The 21,125-nt window shown below is 70.7% G+C and carries 18 protein-coding genes and 1 pseudogene; 11 read left to right on the top strand and 8 right to left on the bottom strand.

The annotated features are described in order from the left end of the window. Positions 1 to 24 precede the first annotated feature (24 nt). Both ACZ9QC_RS06795 and dnaK read left to right on the top strand, forming a co-directional pair. Complete coding sequence (locus ACZ9QC_RS06795; protein ID WP_012999567.1) at positions 25 to 450, top strand: OsmC family protein; 426 nt, start codon at positions 25 to 27, stop codon at positions 448 to 450. 123 nt (positions 451 to 573) lie between these two features. Next, positions 574 to 2,475, top strand: a complete 1,902-nt coding sequence (gene dnaK / locus ACZ9QC_RS06790; protein ID WP_472919299.1) for a molecular chaperone DnaK — start codon at positions 574 to 576, stop codon at positions 2,473 to 2,475. Positions 2,476 to 2,534: 59 nt separating this feature from the next. Here dnaK and ACZ9QC_RS06785 read toward each other — a convergent pair whose 3' ends face one another. Beyond that, positions 2,535 to 3,398, bottom strand: a complete 864-nt coding sequence (locus tag ACZ9QC_RS06785; RefSeq protein ID WP_472919298.1) for a helix-turn-helix domain-containing protein — start codon at positions 3,396 to 3,398, stop codon at positions 2,535 to 2,537. 266 nt (positions 3,399 to 3,664) lie between these two features. On the opposite strand from ACZ9QC_RS06785, the gene ACZ9QC_RS06780 reads away from it, so the two are divergent. Further along, the gene (locus ACZ9QC_RS06780; RefSeq protein ID WP_472919297.1) at positions 3,665 to 4,117 is read left to right on the top strand and encodes a hypothetical protein; all 453 of its coding nucleotides are present in this window, start codon (positions 3,665 to 3,667) and stop codon (positions 4,115 to 4,117) included. A gap of 3 nt (positions 4,118 to 4,120) precedes the next feature. Here the strand turns inward: ACZ9QC_RS06780 and ACZ9QC_RS06775 are convergent, their stop codons facing one another. Further along, a complete protein-coding gene (locus tag ACZ9QC_RS06775) occupies positions 4,121 to 4,990 on the bottom strand; it encodes a helix-turn-helix domain-containing protein (protein ID WP_472919296.1) in 870 nt (289 codons plus the stop codon). Positions 4,991 to 5,120: 130 nt separating this feature from the next. On the opposite strand from ACZ9QC_RS06775, the gene ACZ9QC_RS06770 reads away from it, so the two are divergent. Both ACZ9QC_RS06770 and ACZ9QC_RS06765 read left to right on the top strand, forming a co-directional pair. Beyond that, positions 5,121 to 5,426: a 4a-hydroxytetrahydrobiopterin dehydratase gene (locus tag ACZ9QC_RS06770; RefSeq protein ID WP_472919295.1), complete on the top strand. Its 306-nt coding sequence runs from the start codon at positions 5,121 to 5,123 to the stop codon at positions 5,424 to 5,426. A 5-nt stretch (positions 5,427 to 5,431) separates the two neighbouring features. Further along, positions 5,432 to 6,175, top strand: a complete 744-nt coding sequence (locus tag ACZ9QC_RS06765) for a class I SAM-dependent methyltransferase (protein WP_472919294.1) — start codon at positions 5,432 to 5,434, stop codon at positions 6,173 to 6,175. Here the strand turns inward: ACZ9QC_RS06765 and ACZ9QC_RS06760 are convergent. Beyond that, a complete protein-coding gene (locus ACZ9QC_RS06760; RefSeq protein WP_472919293.1) occupies positions 6,144 to 6,620 on the bottom strand; it encodes a hypothetical protein in 477 nt (158 codons plus the stop codon). The two genes, ACZ9QC_RS06765 and ACZ9QC_RS06760, sit on opposite strands and share 32 nt — an antisense overlap. Next, positions 6,617 to 7,117 (bottom strand): hypothetical protein, encoded by a 501-nt coding sequence (locus ACZ9QC_RS06755; RefSeq protein ID WP_472919292.1) that lies wholly within the window; start codon positions 7,115 to 7,117, stop codon positions 6,617 to 6,619. The genes ACZ9QC_RS06760 and ACZ9QC_RS06755 overlap by 4 nt, the downstream gene beginning before the upstream one ends. A 39-nt stretch (positions 7,118 to 7,156) precedes the next feature. Between ACZ9QC_RS06755 and ACZ9QC_RS06750 the strand changes: the two genes are divergently transcribed. After that, positions 7,157 to 8,158 carry a helix-turn-helix transcriptional regulator gene (locus tag ACZ9QC_RS06750; RefSeq protein ID WP_472919291.1) on the top strand — a complete coding sequence of 334 codons (1,002 nt, stop codon included), beginning with the start codon at positions 7,157 to 7,159 and terminating at the stop codon, positions 8,156 to 8,158. Positions 8,159 to 8,213: 55 nt separating this feature from the next. Further along, positions 8,214 to 8,312: pseudogene (locus ACZ9QC_RS06745) on the top strand (rhamnogalacturonan lyase family protein); the annotation flags it as partial. A 121-nt stretch (positions 8,313 to 8,433) separates the two neighbouring features. On the opposite strand, the gene ACZ9QC_RS06740 reads toward ACZ9QC_RS06745, so the two are convergent. The 3 genes from ACZ9QC_RS06740 to ACZ9QC_RS06730 form a co-directional block, all read right to left on the bottom strand. Further along, on the bottom strand, positions 8,434 to 9,363 hold the full coding sequence (locus ACZ9QC_RS06740) for an endonuclease/exonuclease/phosphatase family protein (RefSeq protein WP_472919290.1): 930 nt from the start codon (positions 9,361 to 9,363) through the stop codon (positions 8,434 to 8,436). Positions 9,364 to 9,546: 183 nt separating this feature from the next. Continuing rightward, positions 9,547 to 12,207 carry a cellulose binding domain-containing protein gene (locus tag ACZ9QC_RS06735; RefSeq protein WP_472919289.1) on the bottom strand — a complete coding sequence of 887 codons (2,661 nt, stop codon included), beginning with the start codon at positions 12,205 to 12,207 and terminating at the stop codon, positions 9,547 to 9,549. A gap of 140 nt (positions 12,208 to 12,347) precedes the next feature. Beyond that, the gene (locus tag ACZ9QC_RS06730) at positions 12,348 to 15,263 is read right to left on the bottom strand and encodes a glycoside hydrolase family 48 protein (RefSeq protein WP_472919288.1); all 2,916 of its coding nucleotides are present in this window, start codon (positions 15,261 to 15,263) and stop codon (positions 12,348 to 12,350) included. A gap of 378 nt (positions 15,264 to 15,641) precedes the next feature. Between ACZ9QC_RS06730 and ACZ9QC_RS06725 the strand changes: the two genes are divergently transcribed. The 4 genes from ACZ9QC_RS06725 to ACZ9QC_RS06710 all read left to right on the top strand — a co-directional run bounded on the left by ACZ9QC_RS06725 (position 15,642) and on the right by ACZ9QC_RS06710 (position 19,992). Beyond that, positions 15,642 to 17,354: a glycoside hydrolase family 6 protein gene (locus tag ACZ9QC_RS06725; protein WP_472919287.1), complete on the top strand. Its 1,713-nt coding sequence runs from the start codon at positions 15,642 to 15,644 to the stop codon at positions 17,352 to 17,354. Between the two features lie 181 nt (positions 17,355 to 17,535). Then, complete coding sequence (locus ACZ9QC_RS06720) at positions 17,536 to 18,132, top strand: dihydrofolate reductase family protein (RefSeq protein WP_472919286.1); 597 nt, start codon at positions 17,536 to 17,538, stop codon at positions 18,130 to 18,132. Between the two features lie 104 nt (positions 18,133 to 18,236). Beyond that, complete coding sequence (locus ACZ9QC_RS06715) at positions 18,237 to 19,157, top strand: class I SAM-dependent methyltransferase (protein WP_472919285.1); 921 nt, start codon at positions 18,237 to 18,239, stop codon at positions 19,155 to 19,157. A gap of 133 nt (positions 19,158 to 19,290) precedes the next feature. Next, positions 19,291 to 19,992, top strand: a complete 702-nt coding sequence (locus ACZ9QC_RS06710) for an SDR family oxidoreductase (protein WP_472919284.1) — start codon at positions 19,291 to 19,293, stop codon at positions 19,990 to 19,992. A gap of 117 nt (positions 19,993 to 20,109) precedes the next feature. Here ACZ9QC_RS06710 and ACZ9QC_RS06705 read toward each other — a convergent pair whose 3' ends face one another. Further along, positions 20,110 to 20,946 (bottom strand): aldo/keto reductase, encoded by an 837-nt coding sequence (locus ACZ9QC_RS06705; RefSeq protein WP_472919283.1) that lies wholly within the window; start codon positions 20,944 to 20,946, stop codon positions 20,110 to 20,112. Positions 20,947 to 21,125 lie beyond the last annotated feature (179 nt).

The following is a 21,125-nucleotide window of genomic DNA, read 5'->3' as shown; positions in this document are numbered from 1 at the left end:
GTGACTGACAGGAAAGGACTCATCGTGGCCACCACGCGCACCGCACACACCGTCTGGGAAGGCGAGCTGCTCAAGGGCACCGGCACCGTCACCTTCGACTCCTCCGGCATCGGTTCGCAGCCGGTGTCGTGGCCGTCGCGCGCGGAGCAGGCGAACGGCAAGACCAGCCCCGAGGAGCTGATCGCGGCCGCCCACTCCAGCTGCTTCTCCATGGCGCTCTCCCACGGCCTCACGGGCGCGGGCACCCCGCCCACCCGCCTGGAGACCAAGGCCGACGTGACGTTCCAGCCCGGCGAGGGCATCACCGGCATCCACCTCACCGTCCGCGGCGAGGTCCCCGGCCTCGACGCGGCCGGCTTCCAGGAGGCGGCCGAGGGCGCAAAGAAGAACTGCCCGGTCAGCCAGGCCCTGACCGGCACGACGATCACGCTGACGGCCGAGCTGGCCTGACCGTCTGCTTCGTGCGCCCCGTCTCCGCCCCATTGACAAGAGCCCACTCAAGTTTTGTGCTGGTGGTGGGAACACTTGGCGGACCTCGCGGATCCTTGCGGACTCCGCTGGAAGGGGACGGCGATGGGGCGTGCGGTCGGGATCGATCTCGGGACGACGAACTCGGTGGTGGCCCTGCTGGAGGGCGGTGAGCCGACCGTCGTCGTCAACGCGGAGGGGCAGCGGACCACCCCGTCGGTGGTGGCCTTCGCCAAGAACGCCGAGGTGCTCGTCGGCGAGATCGCCAAGCGGCAGGCCGTGACGAACGTGGAGCGCACGGCGCGCTCCGTCAAACGCCACATGGGCGACGCGAGTTGGCGGTTCCCCACGGAGGGCTCCGTGGACGGCACCCGCTACCGGGCCCAGGAACTGTCCGCGCGCGTCCTGCAGAAGCTGAAGCGGGACGCGGAGTCGTACCTCGGGGAGGACGTCACCGACGCCGTCATCACCGTGCCCGCGTACTTCGACGACGCGCAGCGGCAGGCGACCAAGGAGGCGGGGGAGATCGCGGGCCTGAAGGTCCTGCGGATCATCAACGAGCCCACGGCGGCGGCCCTCGCCTACGGCCTGGACCGGGGCGAGGAGCAGACCGTCCTCGTCTTCGACCTCGGCGGCGGCACCTTCGACGTCTCCCTTCTGGAGATCGGTGACGGGGTCATCGAGGTGAAGGCCACCAACGGCGACACCCGGCTCGGGGGCGACGACTGGGACCAGCGGGTCGTCGAGCACCTCGTCCAACGCTTCCGGGGGCAGCACGGCGTCGATCTCGGCCGCGACAAGATGGCGTTGCAGCGGCTGCGGGAGGGCGCGGAGCGGGCCAAGATCGAGCTGTCCAGCTCCTCCGAGACCTCGATCAACCTCCCGTACGTCACCGCCTCCGCCGAAGGGCCCCTCCACCTGGAGGAGACACTGACGCGCGCCCAGTTCCAGGAGCTGACCGCCGACCTGCTCGACCGGTGCAGGACGCCGTTCCACCAGGCCGTCAAGGACGCCGGGGTGAAGCTCGCGGCGATCGACCACGTCATCCTCGTGGGCGGTTCGACGCGGATGCCCGCCGTGAGCGACCTGGTCCGGGAACTCACCGGCAAGGACCCGCACAAGGGGGTGAACCCCGACGAGGTGGTGGCGGTCGGCGCCGCGCTCCAGGCGGGCGTCATCCGGGGCGACGTGAAGGACGTCCTGCTCCTCGACGTCACCCCGCTGTCCCTGGGCATCGAGACCAAGGGCGGCATCATGACCAAGCTGATCGAACGCAACACGACGATTCCCACGCGCCGTTCGGAGATCTTCACGACGGCGGCCGACAACCAGCCCTCGGTCGGCATCCAGGTGTACCAGGGCGAGCGGGAGATCGCCGCGTACAACAAGAAGCTGGGCGTCTTCGACCTCACCGGGCTGCCGCCCGCGCCGCGTGGTGTCCCGCAGATCGAGGTGGCCTTCGACATCGACGCGAACGGCATCATGCACGTCTCGGCGAAGGATCTCGCCACCGGCCGCGAACAGAAGATGACGGTGACCGGCGGCTCCGCGCTCCCCAAGGACGACATCGACCGCATGATGCGGGAGGCCGAGCAGTACGCCGACGACGACCGCCGGCGCCGCGAGGCCGCCGAGACCCGCAACCACGCCGAGCAACTCGCCTACCAGACCGAGAAGTTCCTCCGCGAGAACGAGGAGCGCGTCCCCGCCGACAGCAGGGCCGAGGTGGAGGCCGCGGTGGCGGAGGTGAAGCGCCTCCTGGAACACCCCGAGGACACCGCGTCCCTCCGCGCCGCCACCGACCGCCTCTCCACCGTCAGCCAGCGCATGGGCCAGGCCATGTACGCGGCGGCGGCCGCCGACCGGGCCGAGACCCCGCCCTCCGGCCCGGCAGGCAACGGGAACGGGAACGGGAACGCGGCCGAGGACGAGGACACGACCGTGGTCGACGCGGAGATCGTGGACGAGGAGAAGGGGCCGAGGGGAGGGGCGGGAGGGGCGGCGTAGGCCGTCCCGGGGGTGCCGGACCGGCCGTGAGCGGCGAGGGCTCAGGGGTCCCGGGGGGCTCAGTACGTGTCGCGGTACCGCTTCAGGATGTCCCGCGTCGCCTCGGCGGAGGCCGCGTGTGCCGCCATGTGGTCGAGGACTTCGAGATGGAGGGCCACCTCGGTGCGGGAGTCGAGGTAGAGGGCGCCGGTGAGGTACTCGCTGTAGACCATGTCGGGGAGTTCCGGTTCGGCGAAGCGGAAGAGGGAGAAGGGGGCGTAGGTGCCCGGGTGGGGGCCGCTGGCGAACTCGCAGACCTGGAGGATCACATGGTCCTCCTCGGTGGCGTCGAGAAGCCGGTCGACCTGGTCGCGCATCACCTGGGAGCGGATGCTCACCGGCCGCCTGAGAGCCGTCTCGTCCATGATCACCCACAGGTGCGGCGGCTTCTCCTGGGTGAGGAGCTTCTGTCTCGCCATCCGTAGCGACACATGCCGTTCGATGCTCTCGGTGCCGGCCTGCCCGACCGTCCCGGCCTCCATCACGGCCCGCGCGTACTCCTCGGTCTGCAGCATCCCCGGCACGAAGTGCGGCTCGTACTGCCGGATCAGCTGCGCCGCGCCCTCCAGGCTGACGTACACGCTGAACCAGTCGGGCAGCACATCGTGGAACCGCTGCCACCACCCCGGCTTGTTCGCCTCCTCGGCCAGTGTCACGAACGCGGCGACCTCGTGCTCGGCGACACCGTACGTCGTCAGCAGCACCTGGACGTAGGGGATCTTGAGGGCGACGTCGGCGGTCTCCATGCGCCGTACCGTCGCCGGGGCGACCCGGAGGACGCGTGCCGCCTCGTCGCGCTTGAGCCCGGCGGCCTCCCGCAGTTCCTGGAGCCGTTTTCCGAGCACCACCTGGCCCACGGTGGGCGCGGCCCGCCGCTCACTCACGCCACGCCTCCCCACGCGCCGAGATACCCCAACAGTCTGTCATGCCCCGATGGCACCGCACAGGGGCGGCCGGAACGCGAGGCTCCGGCCGGCTCGGGGCACGACAGCCCCGGCAGGATAAGGGTGCCATGACCTCGGAGGTAATCGACCGTCGTCGGTACGGCGCGGCAAGGTGAGGTCACCGGGGTCCTCCGGCCGCCCCATCCGGCGCTCGGCCTCCGGTCCTCCCGTTTCCCGCCCACCACCTCTACGGAGCGTGATCTGCCATGTCCATGACTTTCGGTGCGACGGCGACGGCCCGGCTCGCCGTACTGGCCCGGACCAGCGACCCTCGCACCATGCTGCGCCGCTTCCTGGCCGCCGACGCGGCGGTGACCGGGGCGAACGGGCTCGCCTACCTCCTGGCCTCCGGCCCCCTCGGCCGCTTCCTCGGGATCGACCCCGGGCTGCTCCTCGGGCTCGGCGCCTTCCTCACCGTGTACGCGGTGGGTGTCGCCCTGCTCGCCACGCGTGAGCGTCCGCCGACGCTGCCCGTACGGGCCGTGATCGAGGCCAACCTCGCCTGGACGGTCCTCAGCCTCGTCTCCCTGGTGCTGTGGCTGACGCCGAGTGCGGCGGGCGCGGTGTGGACACCGCTCCAGGCGGTCACCGTGGCCGGGTTCGCGGCTCTGCAGTACCTCGCCCTCCGCGCGGCAGGCCATCGCACGGACGCCGGCTGACCGTCAGGACATCAGCGCGTGCAGGTACTTCGCCGTCGCCGGGTCCGCCGGGAGGAACGTCTCGATGGCGAGCTCGGCCACGGTCACGTCCAGGGGGGTGTTGAAGGTGGAGACCGAGGAGATGAACGACAGCACCCGCCCCTCGTGCTCGATCCGCATCGGCAGCGCGAAGTACACGCTCGCCCCCGCGCCGGGCCCCGCCCCCACGTCCCCGCCGGGGTCGTCCTCGGGCGTGCCCGGCGGCAGCGGATACGCCGCCACCTCCTCGTACAGCGCCCGCAGCGGCTCCGAGCGGTGCAGCGCGACCTGCCGCTCCATCTGCTCCAGCAGGTGCCCGCGCCAGGCGCGCAGATTCCGGATGCGCGGCGCCATGCCCTCGGGGTGCAGCGTCAACCGCATCGCGTTCAGCGGCGGCACCAGCAGTGACTCGGGGATCCCGTCGAGAAGCATGACGATGCCCCGGTTCGCGGCCAGGACGTCGTACGTCGCGTTCATCACCAGCGCCGGATACGGCTCGTAGCCCTGGATCAGCCGCTCCATGCCCTCCCGCAGCGCGTCCATCGACGGGTCGTCCAGCGGCGTCTCCGGGTAGTGCGGGGCGTAACCCGCCGCGAGCAGCAGCGCGTTCCGCTCCCGTACGGGTACCTCCAGGTGCTCGGCGAGCCGGAGCACCATCTCCTCGCTCGGGCGGGAGCGGCCCGTCTCGACGAAGCTGATGTGCCGCGCCGAGGAACCCGCGCGCAGCGCCAACTCCAGCTGGCTGACCCGCCGTCGATCCCGCCAGGCCCGCAGCAGCGGGCCCACGCCCTGGACGGCGGGCGCGGTGGGACGACCCGGGGCACCGGTCGGGACGCCGGTCGGGACACTGGTCATGCGGAGAACCTAACCGAGCCGGTTGAGCCGTGGCGCGCCCGGGCTCCTGACCAGGGACCCGGCCCTCCGTCTGTGGCACGCTGGGAGGGACCGGACAGTCACGGAGGGGACCTCTCGGAAGGAGTGGGTCATGCCCGTCGAACCCTTGTCGCAGAAGGAGATCGAGGACCGGCTGACGGAGCTGCCCGGCTGGTCCCTGGACGGGGACCGGATCGCCCGTTCCTACCGGCTGGGCTCGCACTTCGCGGCGACCGCGATGGTCGTGCACATCGCCCAGACCCAGGAGGAGCTCGACCACCACTCCGACCTCACCCTCGGCTACAACACTGTGTCACTGACCATCCACACCCACAGCGTCGGCGGCGCCGTCACCGAGAAGGACTTCGAGCTGGCCCGCAGGGTGGAGGCGCTCGCCCCCGGTCACGGGGCGAGCTGAGGCAGGTGCTGGACTACGACAAGGAGGCCGGCGCCTACGACGTCCTGCGGGGTGGCGAGCCCCGCGCCGAGGCCGCCGCCCACGCCGTGCTCGGCCTCGTCCCCGAGGGCGCCCGCCGACTGCTCGACATCGCCTGCGGCACCGGGATCGTGACCCGCCGCCTCGCGGCGGCCCGGCCCCGGACACGGGTCACGGGGGTCGACCTCACGTACGCGATGGCGAGCCGGGCCGCCGCCCGGCTGCCCGGCTCCGTCGTGATCGGTGACGCCCGCCGACTCCCTTTCCGCGACGGGGAGTTCGACGCCGTCACCAGTGTGTGGCTGCTCCATCTGCTGGGCGGTCCCGAGGACGTGCGGGCCGTGGTCGGGGAGTGCGCCCGGGTGCTGCGCCCCGGCGGCGTCTACGTCACCACCGTCGACAAGGCCGCCTCCCACAACGTGGGCAGCGACATCGACGTGGTGCTCGCCCCACGGCCCCGGGCCCCGGTGATGGACCCCGCGGGCGCGGTCGAGAAGTACGCCCTCGCACACGGTCTGCGTGCCGCCGGGCAGGCCCGTTTCCCCGGGCGCGGCCAGGGCCGCAGCCCCCGCCGCACGGTCGCCGACCTGCGCCGGGGCTGGTTCGTCACGCTGCCGCCGGGTGATCCGCTGGCCGACGACTTCGCGCTGCGCCTCGCCGCCCTGCCCGACCAGGATCTGCCGCGCCCGGACCCGGAGTTCACCCTGCGGGCGTTCCGGAAGGCCGCCTGAACTCCATGATCCAGTTGGTCAGCCAGGTCGCGCCGCCGTCCCGTGAGAACGCCTGCTCCCAGCGGGCGGAGGTCTCGGACATCCCCGACCACACGAAGCGCACCCGCACGGCCCGACCGTCAAAGGTGTCGTCGCCGTGGAACACCCCCCGGCCGCCCTCGAACCGGCCCGTGACCGGCGGGAACAGCGTGCCGGTACGGCTGGAGGACCAGCTCAGCGACCAGGTCCGCGCCCGTGGGTCGAACAGCCGCAGGGTCAGCCCCTTCGAGCCGAGGTGCGGCATGTCGATCTCGTCGATGTTCGCGGCGCCGTCGAAGAGGGGCCGGCAGCGGCTGGTGGAGGTGAACTCCTCCCAGTCGCTGTCCGGTGCGAGGAAGTCGGTGCGGCGTCGGTGGTGGGCCTCCCACGCGCCGTGGAAGAAGTCGAAGTCGTGCGGGCCGCTCATCGCCGACCTCCGGTGAGCGAAGGGGTTCCGGTCGTCCCGGCGGGCAGGGAGTCCGCCAAGTAGGCCTCCAGGTCCGGGAGTTCGGGGGCAAGGACGTGCCGTACCCAGGCGTCGCGCTCGTGCTGGATCGGCGGGAGTTCCCAGACGCAGCCGATCCACGGGCGGTCGGTGGCGACGAAGTGTGTGGGGTCGGTGTCCGGGCAGCCGAGCACCGGCTGGCCCGCCGCCGCCCCGGCGAAGTGCAGGACGTTGTCCCACACCCAGCTGTAGACGTTCAGGTAGGCGCCGGTGTCGCCGCCCCGGTGCAGCACGACGAAGGTCGCGGGCGGTGTGGTCCCGTCCGGCTCCGGCAGCAGGGCGGGAAGGAGCGCGTACGCCGCCTCCGCGACCTCGGGCGCGATGCCGGCCGGGTCGGCGGTGACGTGGTAGCGCTTGATCCGCCGGCCGGCCGCCTCGACGGGCGGTGGCACGGTCAGCAGTTTCTCGGTGAAGGGCATGGCGGCACGTTAGGACCGCTTCACTGACATCCTGTGTCAGTGAAGTCCAGCCGACTCGTCTCCATCCTGCTGCTGCTCCAGACCCGGGGGCGGATGACCGCCGCCGAGCTCGCCGAGGAGCTGGAGGTCTCCGTCCGCACGGTCTACCGGGACGTGGAGGCGCTGGGAGCGGCCGGGGTCCCGCTCTACGGCGACGCGGGCCACGCCGGGGGCTACCGCCTCCTGGACGGCTACCGCACCCGCCTCACCGGGCTCACCAGGAACGAGGCCGAGGCCCTGTTCCTCGCGGGCGCCCCCGGGCCCGCCGCCGACCTGGGCCTCGGCGCCGTGCTGGCCGCCGCCCGGCTGAAGGTCCGCGCGGCCCTCCCCGCCGAGCTGCGGGCCCACGCCGACCGGGTCGCCGACCGCTTCCACCTGGACGCCCCCGGCTGGTACGCGGAGGCCGACGACACCCCCTTCCTGCCCGTCGTCGCCGACGCGGTCTGGAGCGGCCGGGTGCTGCACGTCCTCTACCGCCGCTGGGCCGAGCCGACCGACGTACGGCGCCGCCTCGAACCGTACGGTCTGGTCCTCAAGGCGGGCCGCTGGTACGTCGTCGCGGGCCCGGGACCACGTACGTTCCGCGTGGACCAGATCCTCGACATCCTCGAACCCGAAGAACCCCATGACCCCGATGGACTTGGTGAACCCGACGCCGTCGACGAGGAGTTCACCCGCCCGGACGGCTTCGACCTCGCCGCGTACTGGGCGGCGTACCAGCGCGACTTCCATGCCCGGCTGCACCGGGGCGAGGCGCTGGTCCGGCTGGCGCCGGGCGTGACGCTGCCCAGGGCCGTGCCCGTCGAAGGCGGCACCGCCGAAGACTGCTGGACCACGGCGAGGGTGCCCGTCGAGTCGGTCGGGCACGCGCACGGTGAGTTCCTGCGGCTGGGCACGGACATCGAGGTGCTGGAACCGGTCGAACTGCGCCACAGGATCGCCCGGACCGTGGCCGAACTGGCCGAAAGGTACGGCAACGTGGCCGGGACCGGTGGCGACTGAAGGAGCGGAACCCGTCCGCCCCTTCTGGAGGTTCGTCACGTGCGGCACCCGCACAGGCACCACGGACGCCGAGCCCGCCGCCAAGACGGCGGACGGCACGGTCGACGGGGCGGGGACGGTGGTCGGCAGCTTCTCCGCCGACCACCGCAACTCCAGACCCCGCTGCACGGACCCGACGGGCCGCACGGGGCCGGCCGGGCAGAACGCGGCCTGCAACCAGCCCCGCACACCGGCTTCTTCATCGGCGCGCCCGCCCACGGACTCCCGCGCGCTCGTCAGCCCAGCGTGACGGACGCCTGCACCGGCAGATGGTCGCTGGGGAACTGGCCGTTCGACGCGAACGTGTTGATGGCCGCCCGGAGCACCGTGATGCCCGGGGTGGTCAGGATCCAGTCGATGCGGTCGCCGCCCGGCGTCAGCGGGCGGTAGCCGTGGAACGTCGCGTAGAGGTCGTTGCGCTCGGGTGCCGCGTCCCAGGTGTCGACGAGGCCGGCGCCCAGCATCGTGTCGTAGACCGTGTTCCGGTGGGCCGCCACGTTGAAGTCGCCGGTGACGACGAGGGGCAGCGACCGGTCGAGCCCGGCGATGCGCTGGGCGATCAGGGCCGCGGCGCGGTCGCGGGCGTACTGGCTGAGGTTGTCGAGGTGGGTGTTGAGGACGTAGAACTGTCTGTCGCCGTCCTTCAGGTCACGGAACCGGACCCAGGTGACCATCCGGATGGAGCCGCCGCCCCAGGTGTTCGACCCGGGCACCTCCGGTGTGTCGGAGAGCCAGAAGTGCCGGTACTCGACGGGCGCGAGCCGGCGGGTGTCGTAGAAGACGGCCATGAACTCGTCGCGGTTGCCGCCCGCGCGGCCGGTGCCGATCCAGCGGTAGTCCGTCCCCAGGTCGGCCTCGATGTCGCGCAGTTGCTGGTGGAGGCCCTCCTGGGTGCCGATGACATGGGGTGCCTCCTGCCGCAGCAGGGCCCGCATCACCGGTCTGCGCACGGCCCAGCTGTTGGGCCGCACGGTGCTCGCGTAGCGCAGATTGAAGGACATGGTCGCGAGGGGCGGGCCGGCGATGGCCTTCTCCTTCTTCTCCTCCACCGCCGCGACGGCGGGTGCGCCGGACAGTCCGGTGGTACGGGACAAGGGCAGCAGAGCCGCCGCGGCGAGGGCGGTCTTCATGCTCAGTCGGCGCGTGACGCGGCTGTGGTTCGGCACAGGGGCTCCTTCTGTGAAGGTCTCCGGGCGAGCCGTGCGTACACACTCTGGGATGCCCTTCTGTGCTCGGCATGAACATGTCGACAGGGGAGGGTGTACGCGGTTCGACCTTCCACGTGCACAGGGTACGGAGAGGACGCGCGCCGACCCGGGCGCGCGCCCTCTCCTCGTCCTGCGCGGGTGTCAGGTCACCGTGCAGGACTGGTCACCGAGCTTGAACGCGGTCGGCTTGCCGTTCGTCCCCGACCAGCTTCCGGTGAAGCCGAAGCTCACCGACGCACCGGCCGCCACCGTGCCGTTCCAGCCGATGTTCCGGGCGGTGACCGCCGACCCCGTCTGGGTGTGGGCGGCGTTCCAGATCTGGGAGACGCGCTGGCCGCTCGGGAAGGTCCAGCCGAGCGACCAGCCGGTCCACGCGCTCGTGCCCGTGTTGGACAGCCGCACGTCCGCCTGGAAGCCGCCCGGCCACTCATTGGTGATCTTGTACGTCACCGCGCAGGGCCCCGTCGGCTCGGGGTCCGGATCCGTACCGCCGCCCCCGCCGCCGGTGTCGGAGGAGTCGCCGTAGATGACCCCGCGTCCGTTCGTCGCGATGTAGACCCGCCCGTACACCCTCGGGTCACCCGTGATCGCCGCGCCCGTCCAGCCCCACCGGTGGGCGTCGTCGTTGATCCGGGTCCAGGTCGCGCCCTGGTCCGTCGAGCGGAAGATGCCGCGCACACCGCCGATCCTGGCGCTGGTGTAGAGGGTCTGGTACGAGGCTCCCGTCGCCGCCTTGCCGAAGCCGATCGTGTCGGCCTGCTCGACGCCGGAGAGCTTGGTCCAGCTCGCGCCGCCGTCCGTCGAGTGCCACAGCCCGTAGGCCCCGTCGGTGGCGCCACCGGCCAGCCAGACGTCGCCCTTCACCCCGGGCAGCGCCTTGAAACGGACACTGTCGCCGCTGGGCAGCCCGGTCGCGTTCGACGCGGTGAAGGTAGCCCCGCCGTCCGTGCTGACGTAGAACTTGCCGGACTTGAAGCCGTAGAAGGTCCTCGGGTCCACCCGGTCGGACTCCACGATCGCGCCGGCCGGGATACCGCTCGACGCCGACCACGCGGTGCCGAACCCGGTCGTGTACCGCACCCCTGTGCCCTCGGGACTCCACACGAACCGGCCGCCGTCCGAGGCCGCCGCGACCGTACCGCCGCCGCTGACCCCCGAAGGGTCCGTCCCGGCGAACCAGTTGGCGCCGTTGTCCGTGGAGAACGCGATGTGCGGACCGGAGTCCAGGTTCCCCACGCGCACGACCGTGTTCGGGTTCGACTCGGCGAAGTCCAGACTGGTCGTCGTCGTGAAGTTCGGCTGGGTGAACATCATCGACGGGACCTTCGTCAGATCCGTGTGCCGGAAGCCGCCGATGTCTCCGAGCGCGCTCAGCAGCGGCGCTCCGGACGGGGGAGAGGCGAGGTCGTTGACGGCCGTCTCCTCCAGCCCCCGCACCATCGGCTTGATGGTGAACTGGCTGCCGCTGTCCCAGTTCCCCAGGTTCTCCGTGCCGTAGATCGTCGCGCCGGTCCCGTACATCATCCGGTTCGAGTCGAACGGGTCGATCTCCAGCGCCTCGGTCATCCAGCCGAGCTTGGGTGTCTGCTCGGGCGGCGACGGATTCGCGCCCCAGGTCAGCCAGGGGGAGGAGGAGACGTCCATGGTGTAGCGGTTGGCACGGTTCGGGTACGACGTGTAGTCCCAGGCCCTGGTCCAGGTGGCTCCGCTGTCCGTGGAACGGAAGATCTGGGTGTCCGGCCACCAGGAGCTGTACGCCGTCGCCATGACCGTGCCCGGGTCCTGCCGGTCGACGGTCAACCCGCTGAAGCCGTAGTGGGTGTCGGCCTCCGCGACCGGGCTGACGTTCGTCCAGGTGCCGGTCGCCGTCGCGTACCGCCACAGCTGCCCCTTGCCGCCGTCGTACGGCCCGCCCTTGTCGCTGTACGACAGGTACAGATGGCCGTTCGCGGTGTCGAGGACGCCCTTGTGGGCCAGCTGGCCGGTCGGCTGCCCGGCCAGCCGTGACCAGGTCGCCCCCGCGTCCGTGGACCGGTAGACCGCGTTGTCCTTGTCGGCGACCCCGACGTACAGGGTCCGCGTGGCGTTCCCTGCGGTGCCCGTCGACTCGTCGAAGGTGACCCAGACGATGCCCTGGTTGTCGCTGGAGTAGCCGCTGGTGTCGGACGGATCGGCCACGTAGTTGCCGACGTTCGGGAAGTTCGTCACCTGCGACCAGGTGACCCCCGAGTCCGTCGAACGCCACAGCCCCTTCCCGCTGGGCGCGCCCAGGTACAGCACGCTGTTGCGGTTCGGGTCCACCGCCAGCCGCTCGCCCATGCCCCGGCCCGGCATGTTCCCGCCCAGCTTGAACGGCAGATGCGCCTTCTGCCAGCTGGCCCCCCGGTCCGACGACCGCAGGATCGCCCCGTTTCCCGGATCCCAGCTGTTGGTGTACGTCCCGGCCGCCACGTACACCTTGTTCGGATCGACCGGGTCGGAGGCGAGGCTCACGACACCGGTGTGACCCCAGTCGTCCCAGCCGACGGCATCGAGCAACGGGGTCCAGGTCTTGGACGACTCCACCCAGCGGTAGGCGCCGCCGATGTCGGTGCGGGCGTACGCGAGGTCGCGTTCCTTGCGGTTGAAGACGATGCCCGGGACGAAGCCGCCGCCGTCGATCCGGGCGTTCTTCCAGGTGTAGGTGTCGGCGGCGACGGCCACCGACTTCTCGGCCCTGTCGGCGCCCAACGCGGGTGGGGATCCGGCGAGAAGGCCGGCTGCGAGGCCCAGGACGGCGGTGAGGATGCGGGTTCTTCGCACAGCGGGGGTCCTCTCCTGACTGTGGGGGGAAGGATCCCCGCGCCCCCGAAGGGGCGCGGGGCTGTGTCTACTGTGCGGCTCCGCCGCGTGGGCGCGACCAGCCACGAACGGTCCGCGGCTGTCAGACGTCCTTCGCGGTGCTACTCCAGCAACTCCGCGTACGAACCCATGGCCAGGGCGATGTCCGCCTGGGCCCAGAACCGGTGGTACGTGAACGAGGGCGCGGCCCCGCCGGCCAGATACGCCTCGATCTTCGACCAGGCCGGATCGTCCTCGTAGAAGGACCTGATGGATTCGAACGTCGACGTCGAGTTGATGGTGTCGCCGTTCGGCATCCGCCCGGTCCACCCGCTCGGCACGTACACCCGGTCGTCGAACCGGTTGTAGTCCGCCCGGGTCTCGGGAACCGCGACCCCCAACCCGTCCTGGTGGTGCTCCCACATGCCGTCGAGCAGCGCCTTGGCGACCCGGGCGGCGTCGGCGTCACCGGAGCGGTCCGCGTAGTACGTCAGGGTCTTGGCGTACGCGGCGGCCACACCCACGTCGTCGGTGTAGTCGGCGACGGTGACGTGAAGTCCCGCGTTGGCGCCGGGACTCGACGCGTTCCATGTGTCGGGCGCGCCCGACCACTGGAGCGTCGACGGAATCCGGTACGTCCCGTCCGGATTGATCGTCGTCTTGGACAGCGCCCAGTCGACCCACTTGTCCAGCACGGTCTTCGCGGCCGCGTTGCCCGTCTGCTGGTAGTACTCGGCGACCCGCTCCATGGACCACGCCTGGAAGCCGAACCACTGGTTGGACGGCGGGTCGTGGTACACCGGCTTCTCGTCGTAGAACATGCCGTAGAACGTCGGCGTCCCGGCCGGGGGAGTGGCGTACCGCCCCGCCCAGCTGTTGGTGGCGCCGCCCGCGATGCCGCCCTCGTCGGACTGCAGCCAGCGGTAGAACTCGATCTGCCGGTCGCGGGACTTGGCCCAGTCCGCCTGCCCGGTCGCCGACTTGGGCTTCAGCGGGGCGTAGTTGGCGAGGGCGTGGGCGGCCAGCGGGTTCTGGTAGCCGCCGTGCGTGTGGCTGGAGCCGATGCGCCAGGCCCAGCCGGCGCCCGTGTCGGTGGCGCCGCCCCACGCGTAGTACCAGTTGAGCAGGTAGTGGGCGGAGTCCTTGCCGGTGCCCGCGGGGCAGGTGGTCGGCCCCACACAGTTTCCGATCTTCTTGAAGTACTTGTCGTACATCGCGTAGCGCAGGTAGTCGCCCATCTTCGCGGCCTTGCCGATGGTCGCGGCGACGTCAGCGCCCTTGCCCTGCTGCTTGGCCCAGACGTCCGCCCAGTAAGCGGCCTGCACGGCTCGCGCGTCGGCGTCCGGGGCATTGGTGAACTTCCACTGCTTGGCGTACGACGCGTCACGGGTGAACAGGTCCAGGTACCCGTTCGGGCCGCCGTACTTGAACTGGTCGCAGGTGGGCTGCGGGATGGTCTCCCACACCGACTCCTGCGGCCCGCGCTGGAAGGTGTTGATGTACGACGGGCCGGTGTCGGTCGGCCCCGCCTCGCACTTGCCGGGCGAGTTGCCGTAGCCGTAGACGTTGTCCACGTCCTGCAGCCAGTGCATGCCGTAGATGTCGTCCGTGCCGTAGGCGCTCTTCAGCTCGGCGGCGATGGGGTCCGGACCGACCGAGACATTGGTGTTGAGCTGCGCCGGATACTCGTTCGGGGTGTCGTGCTCCGGGGCGTACGTCGCCGGCTTGGAGGCGTTGTAGAAGGAGTTGGTGGGCTGGTCGGGCTTGGTCGGGATCATGTACTTCTCCATGATCTCCCAGGCCCCGTTGAACTTGGACCAGTCGCCCGTCACCTTGCCGTACATGGCCTGGAGCCACAGGAGGTAGCTGTACGCCTCCGAGGTGGTCTCATGGCCGTGGTCCGGCGCCTCGACGATCAGCGTCTCCACCGAGTGGTACGGGATGCCCTCGGGGGAGAAGTAGCCGTTCGCCGGGTTGGTGATCTTGCCGTAGAGCTCCAGGAACCGCTCGTCGTACTCGCTCGACGCGGCCAGCTGGGTCACGGTCACCGAGGCCTTGGCGTGGCCGGTCGCCGTCGAGTCGAAGACGGCCGAGCCGGTGCCGGAGGCGTTCGCGGAGATCGTCACCTTCTGGGCCGTGCTCCAGTTCGACGGCGTGAAGGTCAGCGACCCGCCGCCCGTCACCGACAGACCGGTGTTGCCGGACGCCCGCGCGGTCGTCACCGTCACGTTGCCGGACGGCTGGGTCGAGAGTTTCACGTCGTACGTGCCCGACTGGCCCTGGCGGACGCCCAGTTGGGTCGGCGAGACCACCACGGCGGGACCCGAGGCGACCGTGATGCCGACCGGTGTGGAGTTCGCCGACGCGCCCAGGCTGTCGTACGCCTTGGCCACCAGCGAGTGACTGCCCACGCTCAGCCCGGTGGCGGAGTACGTGTACGGCGAGGTGGTGTCCGTGCCCAGCAGCGTGGTGTCGTCGTAGAACTCGACCTTGGTGATCGTCGCGTTGTCCGCGGCGGCGGCGGTGGCCGCCATCGGGACCGCCGTGCCCTGCGAGTACACCGCGCCCGGCGCCGGGCTGGTCAGCACCGTGATCGGCGGCTGGTGCGCGCCCACGCACGCGGTGCCGTTGATCGCGAAGCTGGTCGGCGCCGTGTTCGTGCCGCTGTACGTGAACTGGGCGCCCGTGGTCACCGCGGCCCCGACGGCGATCGTGCCGTTCCAGGAGGCGTTCCGCGCGGTCACGGTCTTCCCGGACTGCGACCAGGTGCCGCTCCAGCCGCCCGTGAGCGTCTGGTTGCCCGCGTAGTCGTACGTCAGGGTCCAGCCGCTGATGGCCTCGGTGCCCCGGTTGCTGATCGTGAGCTCGGCGGTGAAGCCCGAGCCCCAGTCGTTGGTCTTGTAGTCGACGTTGCAGGCGACTGCCGCCGCGTTGGCGGTGGTCGACCCGGTGGCGAGCATCGTCAGGGGGAGGGCGAGGGCCGCGACCACGGCGGTCCACAGACGCCGCGTGGCACGGCGCCTAGGTCTGGGGTGCATGCTCTGGTTCCTTCCGTGCGGCTCTAACGAAGGTGGGGGCGGAGCAGCAACAACAAGCCTTGAACCAGTGGGAGCGCTCCCATATTGAGGAGGAGGCCCCAAGGGGTCAAGGTGTTTGAAGAGTCGAAAAGATTCGATCAGGCAGACTCAATTCATTGAGCGCAATAACGCAACACCCCTGTCTTTTACCGTCACTTGGCGCTACCTTCACCAGCACCAGTGGGAGCGGTTCCATCAGTCGACGCGCTCGCCCCAGGCGCGCCCGAGCCGCGAGGGACGCTCCGCGCACACCCCCAGCGTTCAGGTCTTTTACTCGCCTCGGCGACAGCGCGACGACTCCTCCTCGTACACCCCACTACGGAAGAGGAACCCGCACTCATGAGCCGTACCGGAACAGCACTTCTCGCGGCGTTGGCGCTGGTCGCCGGCGCCGCCGGGACCGCCGTCGCCGCGGTGCCCGACGACGTCGGCGCCCAGGCGATCCCCTGCACGGTCGACTACAAGGTGCAGAACCAGTGGTCCACCGGCTTCACCGCCGCCGTCACGATCACCAACAACAGCGCCGCGAAGTCCTCGTGGGCCGTGAAGTGGTCGTACGCGGGCAACCAGCAGGTCACCAGCGGGTGGAACTCCCGGATCACCCAGAGCGGTACGTCGGTGACCGCGGCCAACGAGACGTACAACGGCACGCTGGCCACCGGCGGTTCGGTCAGCTTCGGCTTCCAGGCTTCCTACAGCGGCACCAACGCGCTGCCGACGACCTTCACGCTCGACGGCGTGACCTGCAACGTCGACGACGGCGGAGGGGGCGGCACCGATCCGGGCCCCGGCACGCCGGGCAGCAGGGTGGACAACCCGTACAGCGGGGCCAAGGTGTACGTGAACCCCGAGTGGTCCGCCAACGCCGCCGCCGAACCGGGCGGCAGCCGGATCTCCAACCAGCCGACGGGCGTCTGGCTGGACCGCTCCGCCGCCATCGCGGGCACGGGCGGCAAGATGGGCCTGCGGGCCCACCTCGACGAGGCGCTGCGGCAGAAGGGCTCGGGCGAGCTCGTCGTCCAGTTGGTGATCTACAACCTGCCCGGCCGTGACTGCTCGGCCCTCGCCTCCAACGGCGAGCTGGGCCCCACGGAGATCGACAAGTACAAGACGCAGTACATCGACCCGATCAAGGCGATCCTCGCCGACCCCAAGTACGCCGGCCTGCGGATCGTCACCACGGTCGAGATCGACTCGCTGCCCAACCTCGTCACCAACACCGGCAGCCGCCCGACGGCCGTGCCGCAGTGCGACGTGATGAAGGCCAACGGCAACTACGTCAAGGGTGTCGGGTACGCGCTGAACAAGCTGGGCGACGTCCCCAACGTCTACAACTACGTCGACGCCGGCCACCACGGCTGGCTCGGCTGGGACGACAACTTCGCCCCCTCCGCCGCCATCATGAAGGAGGCGGCGACCGCCGAGGGCGCCACGGTGAACGACGTCCACGGCTTCATCACCAACACGGCGAACTACAGCGCGCTGAAGGAGAACAACTTCACCATCAACGACACCGTGGCCGGCAAGTCGGTCCGTGAGTCGAAGTGGCTGGACTGGAACCGCTACGTCGACGAGCTGTCCTTCGCCCAGGCTTTCCGCACCCAGGCGGTCTCGGCGGGCTTCAACTCGAACATCGGCATGCTCATCGACACCTCCCGCAACGGTTGGGGCGGTACCGCACGGCCCACCGGACCGGGCGCGACGACCAGCGTCGACACCTACATCGACGGCGGGCGCTACGACCGCCGCCTCAACACGGGCAACTGGTGCAACCAGTCCGGAGCCGGTCTCGGTGAGCGTCCGAAGGCCTCTCCGGCGGCCGGGATCGACGCCTATGTGTGGATGAAGCCGCCGGGGGAGTCCGACGGGGCCAGCTCCGCCATCCCGAACGACGAGGGCAAGGGCTTCGACCGCATGTGCGACCCGACGTACACGGGCAACCCGCGGAACAACAACAACATGTCCGGCGCCCTGCCGAACGCGCCGCTCTCCGGGCACTGGTTCTCCGCCCAGTTCCAGCAGCTGATGCAGAACGCGTACCCCGCGCTCTGAGTCCGCTCGCATGAACCGGTCCGCCAGGGGTCAGTCCCTCTTCCCCCACCCCCTGGCGGACCGGTGGCATGCCCATGTGAGCCACGTCACGATGAGGGAGGTGGGTGGATGCGATGAGTTCCGGGCGGCGCGGCGGTCTGTAGAGCCGTAAGCCCGTGACAGTGAGAGAGAAGAGAACCCCATGCGCATCGTGATCTGCGAGTTCATGAGCCTGGACGGTGTCGTGCAGGCGCCCGGCGGTGCCGACGAGGACACCGACGGCGGGTTCGCCCACGGCGGCTGGACCCACCCGTTCTTCGACCCGGAGGTCGTGGGCGGCGCCTGGGACGCCGCGCTGGAGAAGGCCGACGCGCTGCTGTACGGCCGCCGCACCTGGAAGGCCATGGCCGAGGCGTGGCCCGACCGTGAGGGTGACCCGTTCGCCGACCGGATGAACTCCATCAGCAAGTACGTCGTCTCCACGACGCTCACCGAATCCGAGCTGACCTGGAACAACACCACGCTCGTCCCGGGCGCGGAGGCGGTCGCCGAGATCCGCAAGCTCCGCGAGGCCGAGGGGGGCGACCTGCTGGTCATCGGCAGCCCGACGCTCGCCCGCACCCTCCTGCGGGAGGGGCTCGTCGACGAGCTCGTGCTGATCGTCATGCCGGTGCTCCTCGGCGGCGGAAAGACGATCTTCCCGGGTGACGGCGCCAAGCACACCCTGGAACTGGTCTCCACGACCACCAGCGGCACCGGCGCGAACGTCTGTGTGTACCGGGCCGCGGAGCAGGGCTGACCGGACGGAATCGGCACGGGCGGTTTGCCGATACGGCAAGAAAGGTGGCGGTCGTCCGGTGCGTCGGAGCAGGCTGACGCCACCCGGAAGAGAGGCTCACCGTCATGGGACAGCACGACCACGGCCAGGATCCGCACCGCCCCGGACACCGGTGCGGGCAGGACCACGGCCACGCTCACGGTCACCACACCGATCTGGACTGGGCCGAACTGGCCGAGCACCTCGTGGAGCAGGCGGAACTGTTCGACCCGCTCAACCGGCGTGCCGCCGCCTGGGTCGCCATGCGCCGGCCCGAGCCGGGGCTGGTCGTCGACGTCGGCAGCGGCCCGGGGGTGGTGAGCTGTCTGCTGGCCGAGGAGTTCCCCGGCGCCCGGGTCGTCGCACTGGACGGCTCGGGGCCGCTGCTGGAGCGTGCGCGTGCCCGTGCCGAACAGCTGGGCCTCGCGGACCGGTTCGCCACCCTGGAGGCCGAACTCCCGGACGGACTAGGAGAGTTGGACTACCCTGCCGACCTGATGTGGGCCAGCCGCAGCCTGCACCACCTCGGCGACCAGCGCGCCGCCCTCGCCGCCTTCGCCGAACGCCTGGCGCCCGGCGGCACGTTGGCCCTCGTCGAGGGCGGGCTGCCCAGCCGGTTCCTGCCGCGTGACATCGGCATCGGACGCCCCGGGCTGCAGTCCCGGATCGACGCGGCGGAGGACCGGTGGTTCACCGAGATGCGGGGGGCGGTGCCCGGGAGCGTCGCGGAGACCGAGGACTGGCCGGGGCTGCTCACCGCCGTGGGCCTGCGCGACGTCACGTCCCGCACCTTCCTGCTGGACCTGCCGGCCCCGGTCCCGGAAGCGGCCCGCGCCTACGCCGTGGGCCAGTTCCAGCGCGCCCGGGGCATGCTCGCCGAGTTCCTCGACGCCGCCGACCTCTCGACGGTCGAGCGCCTCCTCGACCCCGACGACAAGGCGAGCCTGCACCACCGCACGGACCTCTTCGTCCTCGCGGCCCAGACGGTGCATGTGGCTCGGCGGTGACGGAGCGCGTCGCGGCGAAGTCCCCCTGGTCCGGCGCCGCTTGACTTCGAGAGTGCTCCAAGTGATGGACTCCGCAGGTCGGCCGGAGCCCACCCGGTCGGCCGGAACCATGCGGAACCAAGAGGGGGATCTCATGACCGACGCTCCAGTGGCGCTCATCACCGGCGGATCCAGCGGTATCGGAGCCGCTGTCGCCCGGCAGTTGCTCGACCTCGGCCACCGGGTGGCCGTCACCGGGCGCAGGCCCGACCGGTTGCGGGACTTCGCCGCCGAACTCGGCGATCCGGAGGGGCTGTTGACCGTGCCGGGGCACGCGGCGGAGTACACGGACGTACAGGCGGCGGTGGACGCCACGCTCAAGGAGTTCGGGCGGATCGACACCGTCCTCGCCAACGCCGGGTTCGGCACCCACGACACGGTCGCCGAGGGTGATCCGTCCGGGTGGTCGGAGATGGTGCTGACCAATGTGCTCGGCCCGGCCCTGCTCATCCGGGCCTCCATCGACGCCCTCAAGGAGACCCGGGGGCGGATCATGCTGGTCGGCAGCGTCGCGGGCTTCATCCACGGCCCCGGCAACATCTACGGGGCGACCAAGTGGGCGGTCACCGGGCTCGCCGAGAACACCCGGCGGCAGGTCACAGAGTGGGGCGTCGGCGTGACCCTGATCGCGCCCGGCCGGGTGGAGACCCCGTTCTGGGACAGCTACGGCAGCCTGCCGCCCGGCCATCTCCTCACCGCCGACCAGATCGCCGACTCCGTGGTCTGGGCGATCCGCCAGCCGGCCGGGGTGGACATCAACACCGTGGTCGTACGGCCGATCGGGCAGCCGGTCTGAGCGCGGGTGCCCCGGTTGCCCTGGGCGCCGCGGGTGCCCGACACGCGAGACCGCCCGTCGAGCGGCTTCCGACGGGCGGTCTCAGGTGCTGTCTCCGGTGCTGCCTCGGGCCTTGTCTCAGGCCTGGTTGAACGTCGCCGGGTCCGGGCCGATGCGCCGGTCCTCGTTCAGCGCGCTGATCGCGGCGATGTCCTCGGTGTCCAGGGAGAAGTCGAAGACCTCGATGTTCTCCTTGATGCGGGACGGGGTCACGGACTTGGGGATGACCACGTTGCCCAGCTGGAGGTGCCAGCGCAGGACCACCTGCGCGGGGGTGCGGCCGTGCTTCTGTGCGATCGCGATGATCGCCGGGACCTCCAGGAGCCCCTTGCCCTGGCCGAGCGGTGACCAGGCCTCGGTGGCGATGCCCTGCTCCGCGTGGTACTCGCGGGCGGCGAGCTGCTGCAGGTGCGGGTGCAGCTCGATCTGGTTGACGGCCGGGATGACGTTCGTGGCCTCGATCAGAGTCTCCAGGTGCTCCGGAAGGAAGTTGGAGACACCGATGGCCTTCGCGCGCCCGTCGGCGTAGAGCTTCTCGAACGCCTTGAACGTGTCCACGAAGGCGCCCCGGGCCGGCATCGGCCAGTGGATCAGGTACAGATCCACGTACTCCAGGCCGAGCTTGTCCAGGGACGTGTCGAAGGCGCGCAGGGTGGAGTCGTAGCCCTGGTCGCTGTTCCAGAGCTTGGTGGTGACGAAGAGGTCCTTGCGGGCGACGCCGGCCTTGGCGAGGGCCTTGCCCGTGCCCTCCTCGTTGCCGTAGATCGCGGCGGTGTCGATGCTCCGGTAGCCGGCCTCCAGCGCGGTGGTGACCGCCTGCTCGGCCTCGTCGTCCGGCACCTGCCACACGCCGAAGCCCAGCTGGGGCATCTCGACGCCGTTGTTCAGGATGATCGGGGGGACCTTGCTGCTCACGAGCTCTCGATCCTTTAAGTCGTCGGGTGGTACTTCCCATCGTCAACGATCACGGCGCGCGATGCATTCCTGAGCGGCTCGCTCGCGCCCCGAATCGCAGATTGGCCGGAAATGGATCCGGTGGTCCGATCCTATCGGTCTGGACCATTGACCGGACACGGTCACGCGAGGAGTCTGTC

The organism is Streptomyces sp. HUAS MS02 (assembly GCF_055702265.1).
The sequence above is the reverse complement of the archived record's forward strand: the minus strand, read 5'-3'. Positions and strand labels throughout refer to the sequence as shown.

Excerpts from the sequence above, each read along its gene's own strand:
- ACZ9QC_RS06715 (WP_472919285.1), top strand. The coding sequence starts at position 18,237 with ATGGGACAGCACGACCACGGCCAGGATCCGCACCGCCCCGGACACCGG.
- dnaK (WP_472919299.1), top strand. The coding sequence starts at position 574 with ATGGGGCGTGCGGTCGGGATCGATCTCGGGACGACGAACTCGGTGGTG.
- ACZ9QC_RS06770 (WP_472919295.1), top strand. The coding sequence starts at position 5,121 with ATGCCCGTCGAACCCTTGTCGCAGAAGGAGATCGAGGACCGGCTGACG.
- ACZ9QC_RS06730 (WP_472919288.1), bottom strand. The coding sequence starts at position 15,263 with ATGCACCCCAGACCTAGGCGCCGTGCCACGCGGCGTCTGTGGACCGCC.
- ACZ9QC_RS06775 (WP_472919296.1), bottom strand. The coding sequence starts at position 4,990 with ATGACCAGTGTCCCGACCGGCGTCCCGACCGGTGCCCCGGGTCGTCCC.
- ACZ9QC_RS06720 (WP_472919286.1), top strand. The coding sequence starts at position 17,536 with ATGCGCATCGTGATCTGCGAGTTCATGAGCCTGGACGGTGTCGTGCAG.
- ACZ9QC_RS06755 (WP_472919292.1), bottom strand. The coding sequence starts at position 7,117 with ATGCCCTTCACCGAGAAACTGCTGACCGTGCCACCGCCCGTCGAGGCG.
- ACZ9QC_RS06760 (WP_472919293.1), bottom strand. The coding sequence starts at position 6,620 with ATGAGCGGCCCGCACGACTTCGACTTCTTCCACGGCGCGTGGGAGGCC.
- ACZ9QC_RS06780 (WP_472919297.1), top strand. The coding sequence starts at position 3,665 with ATGTCCATGACTTTCGGTGCGACGGCGACGGCCCGGCTCGCCGTACTG.
- ACZ9QC_RS06725 (WP_472919287.1), top strand. The coding sequence starts at position 15,642 with ATGAGCCGTACCGGAACAGCACTTCTCGCGGCGTTGGCGCTGGTCGCC.
- ACZ9QC_RS06710 (WP_472919284.1), top strand. The coding sequence starts at position 19,291 with ATGACCGACGCTCCAGTGGCGCTCATCACCGGCGGATCCAGCGGTATC.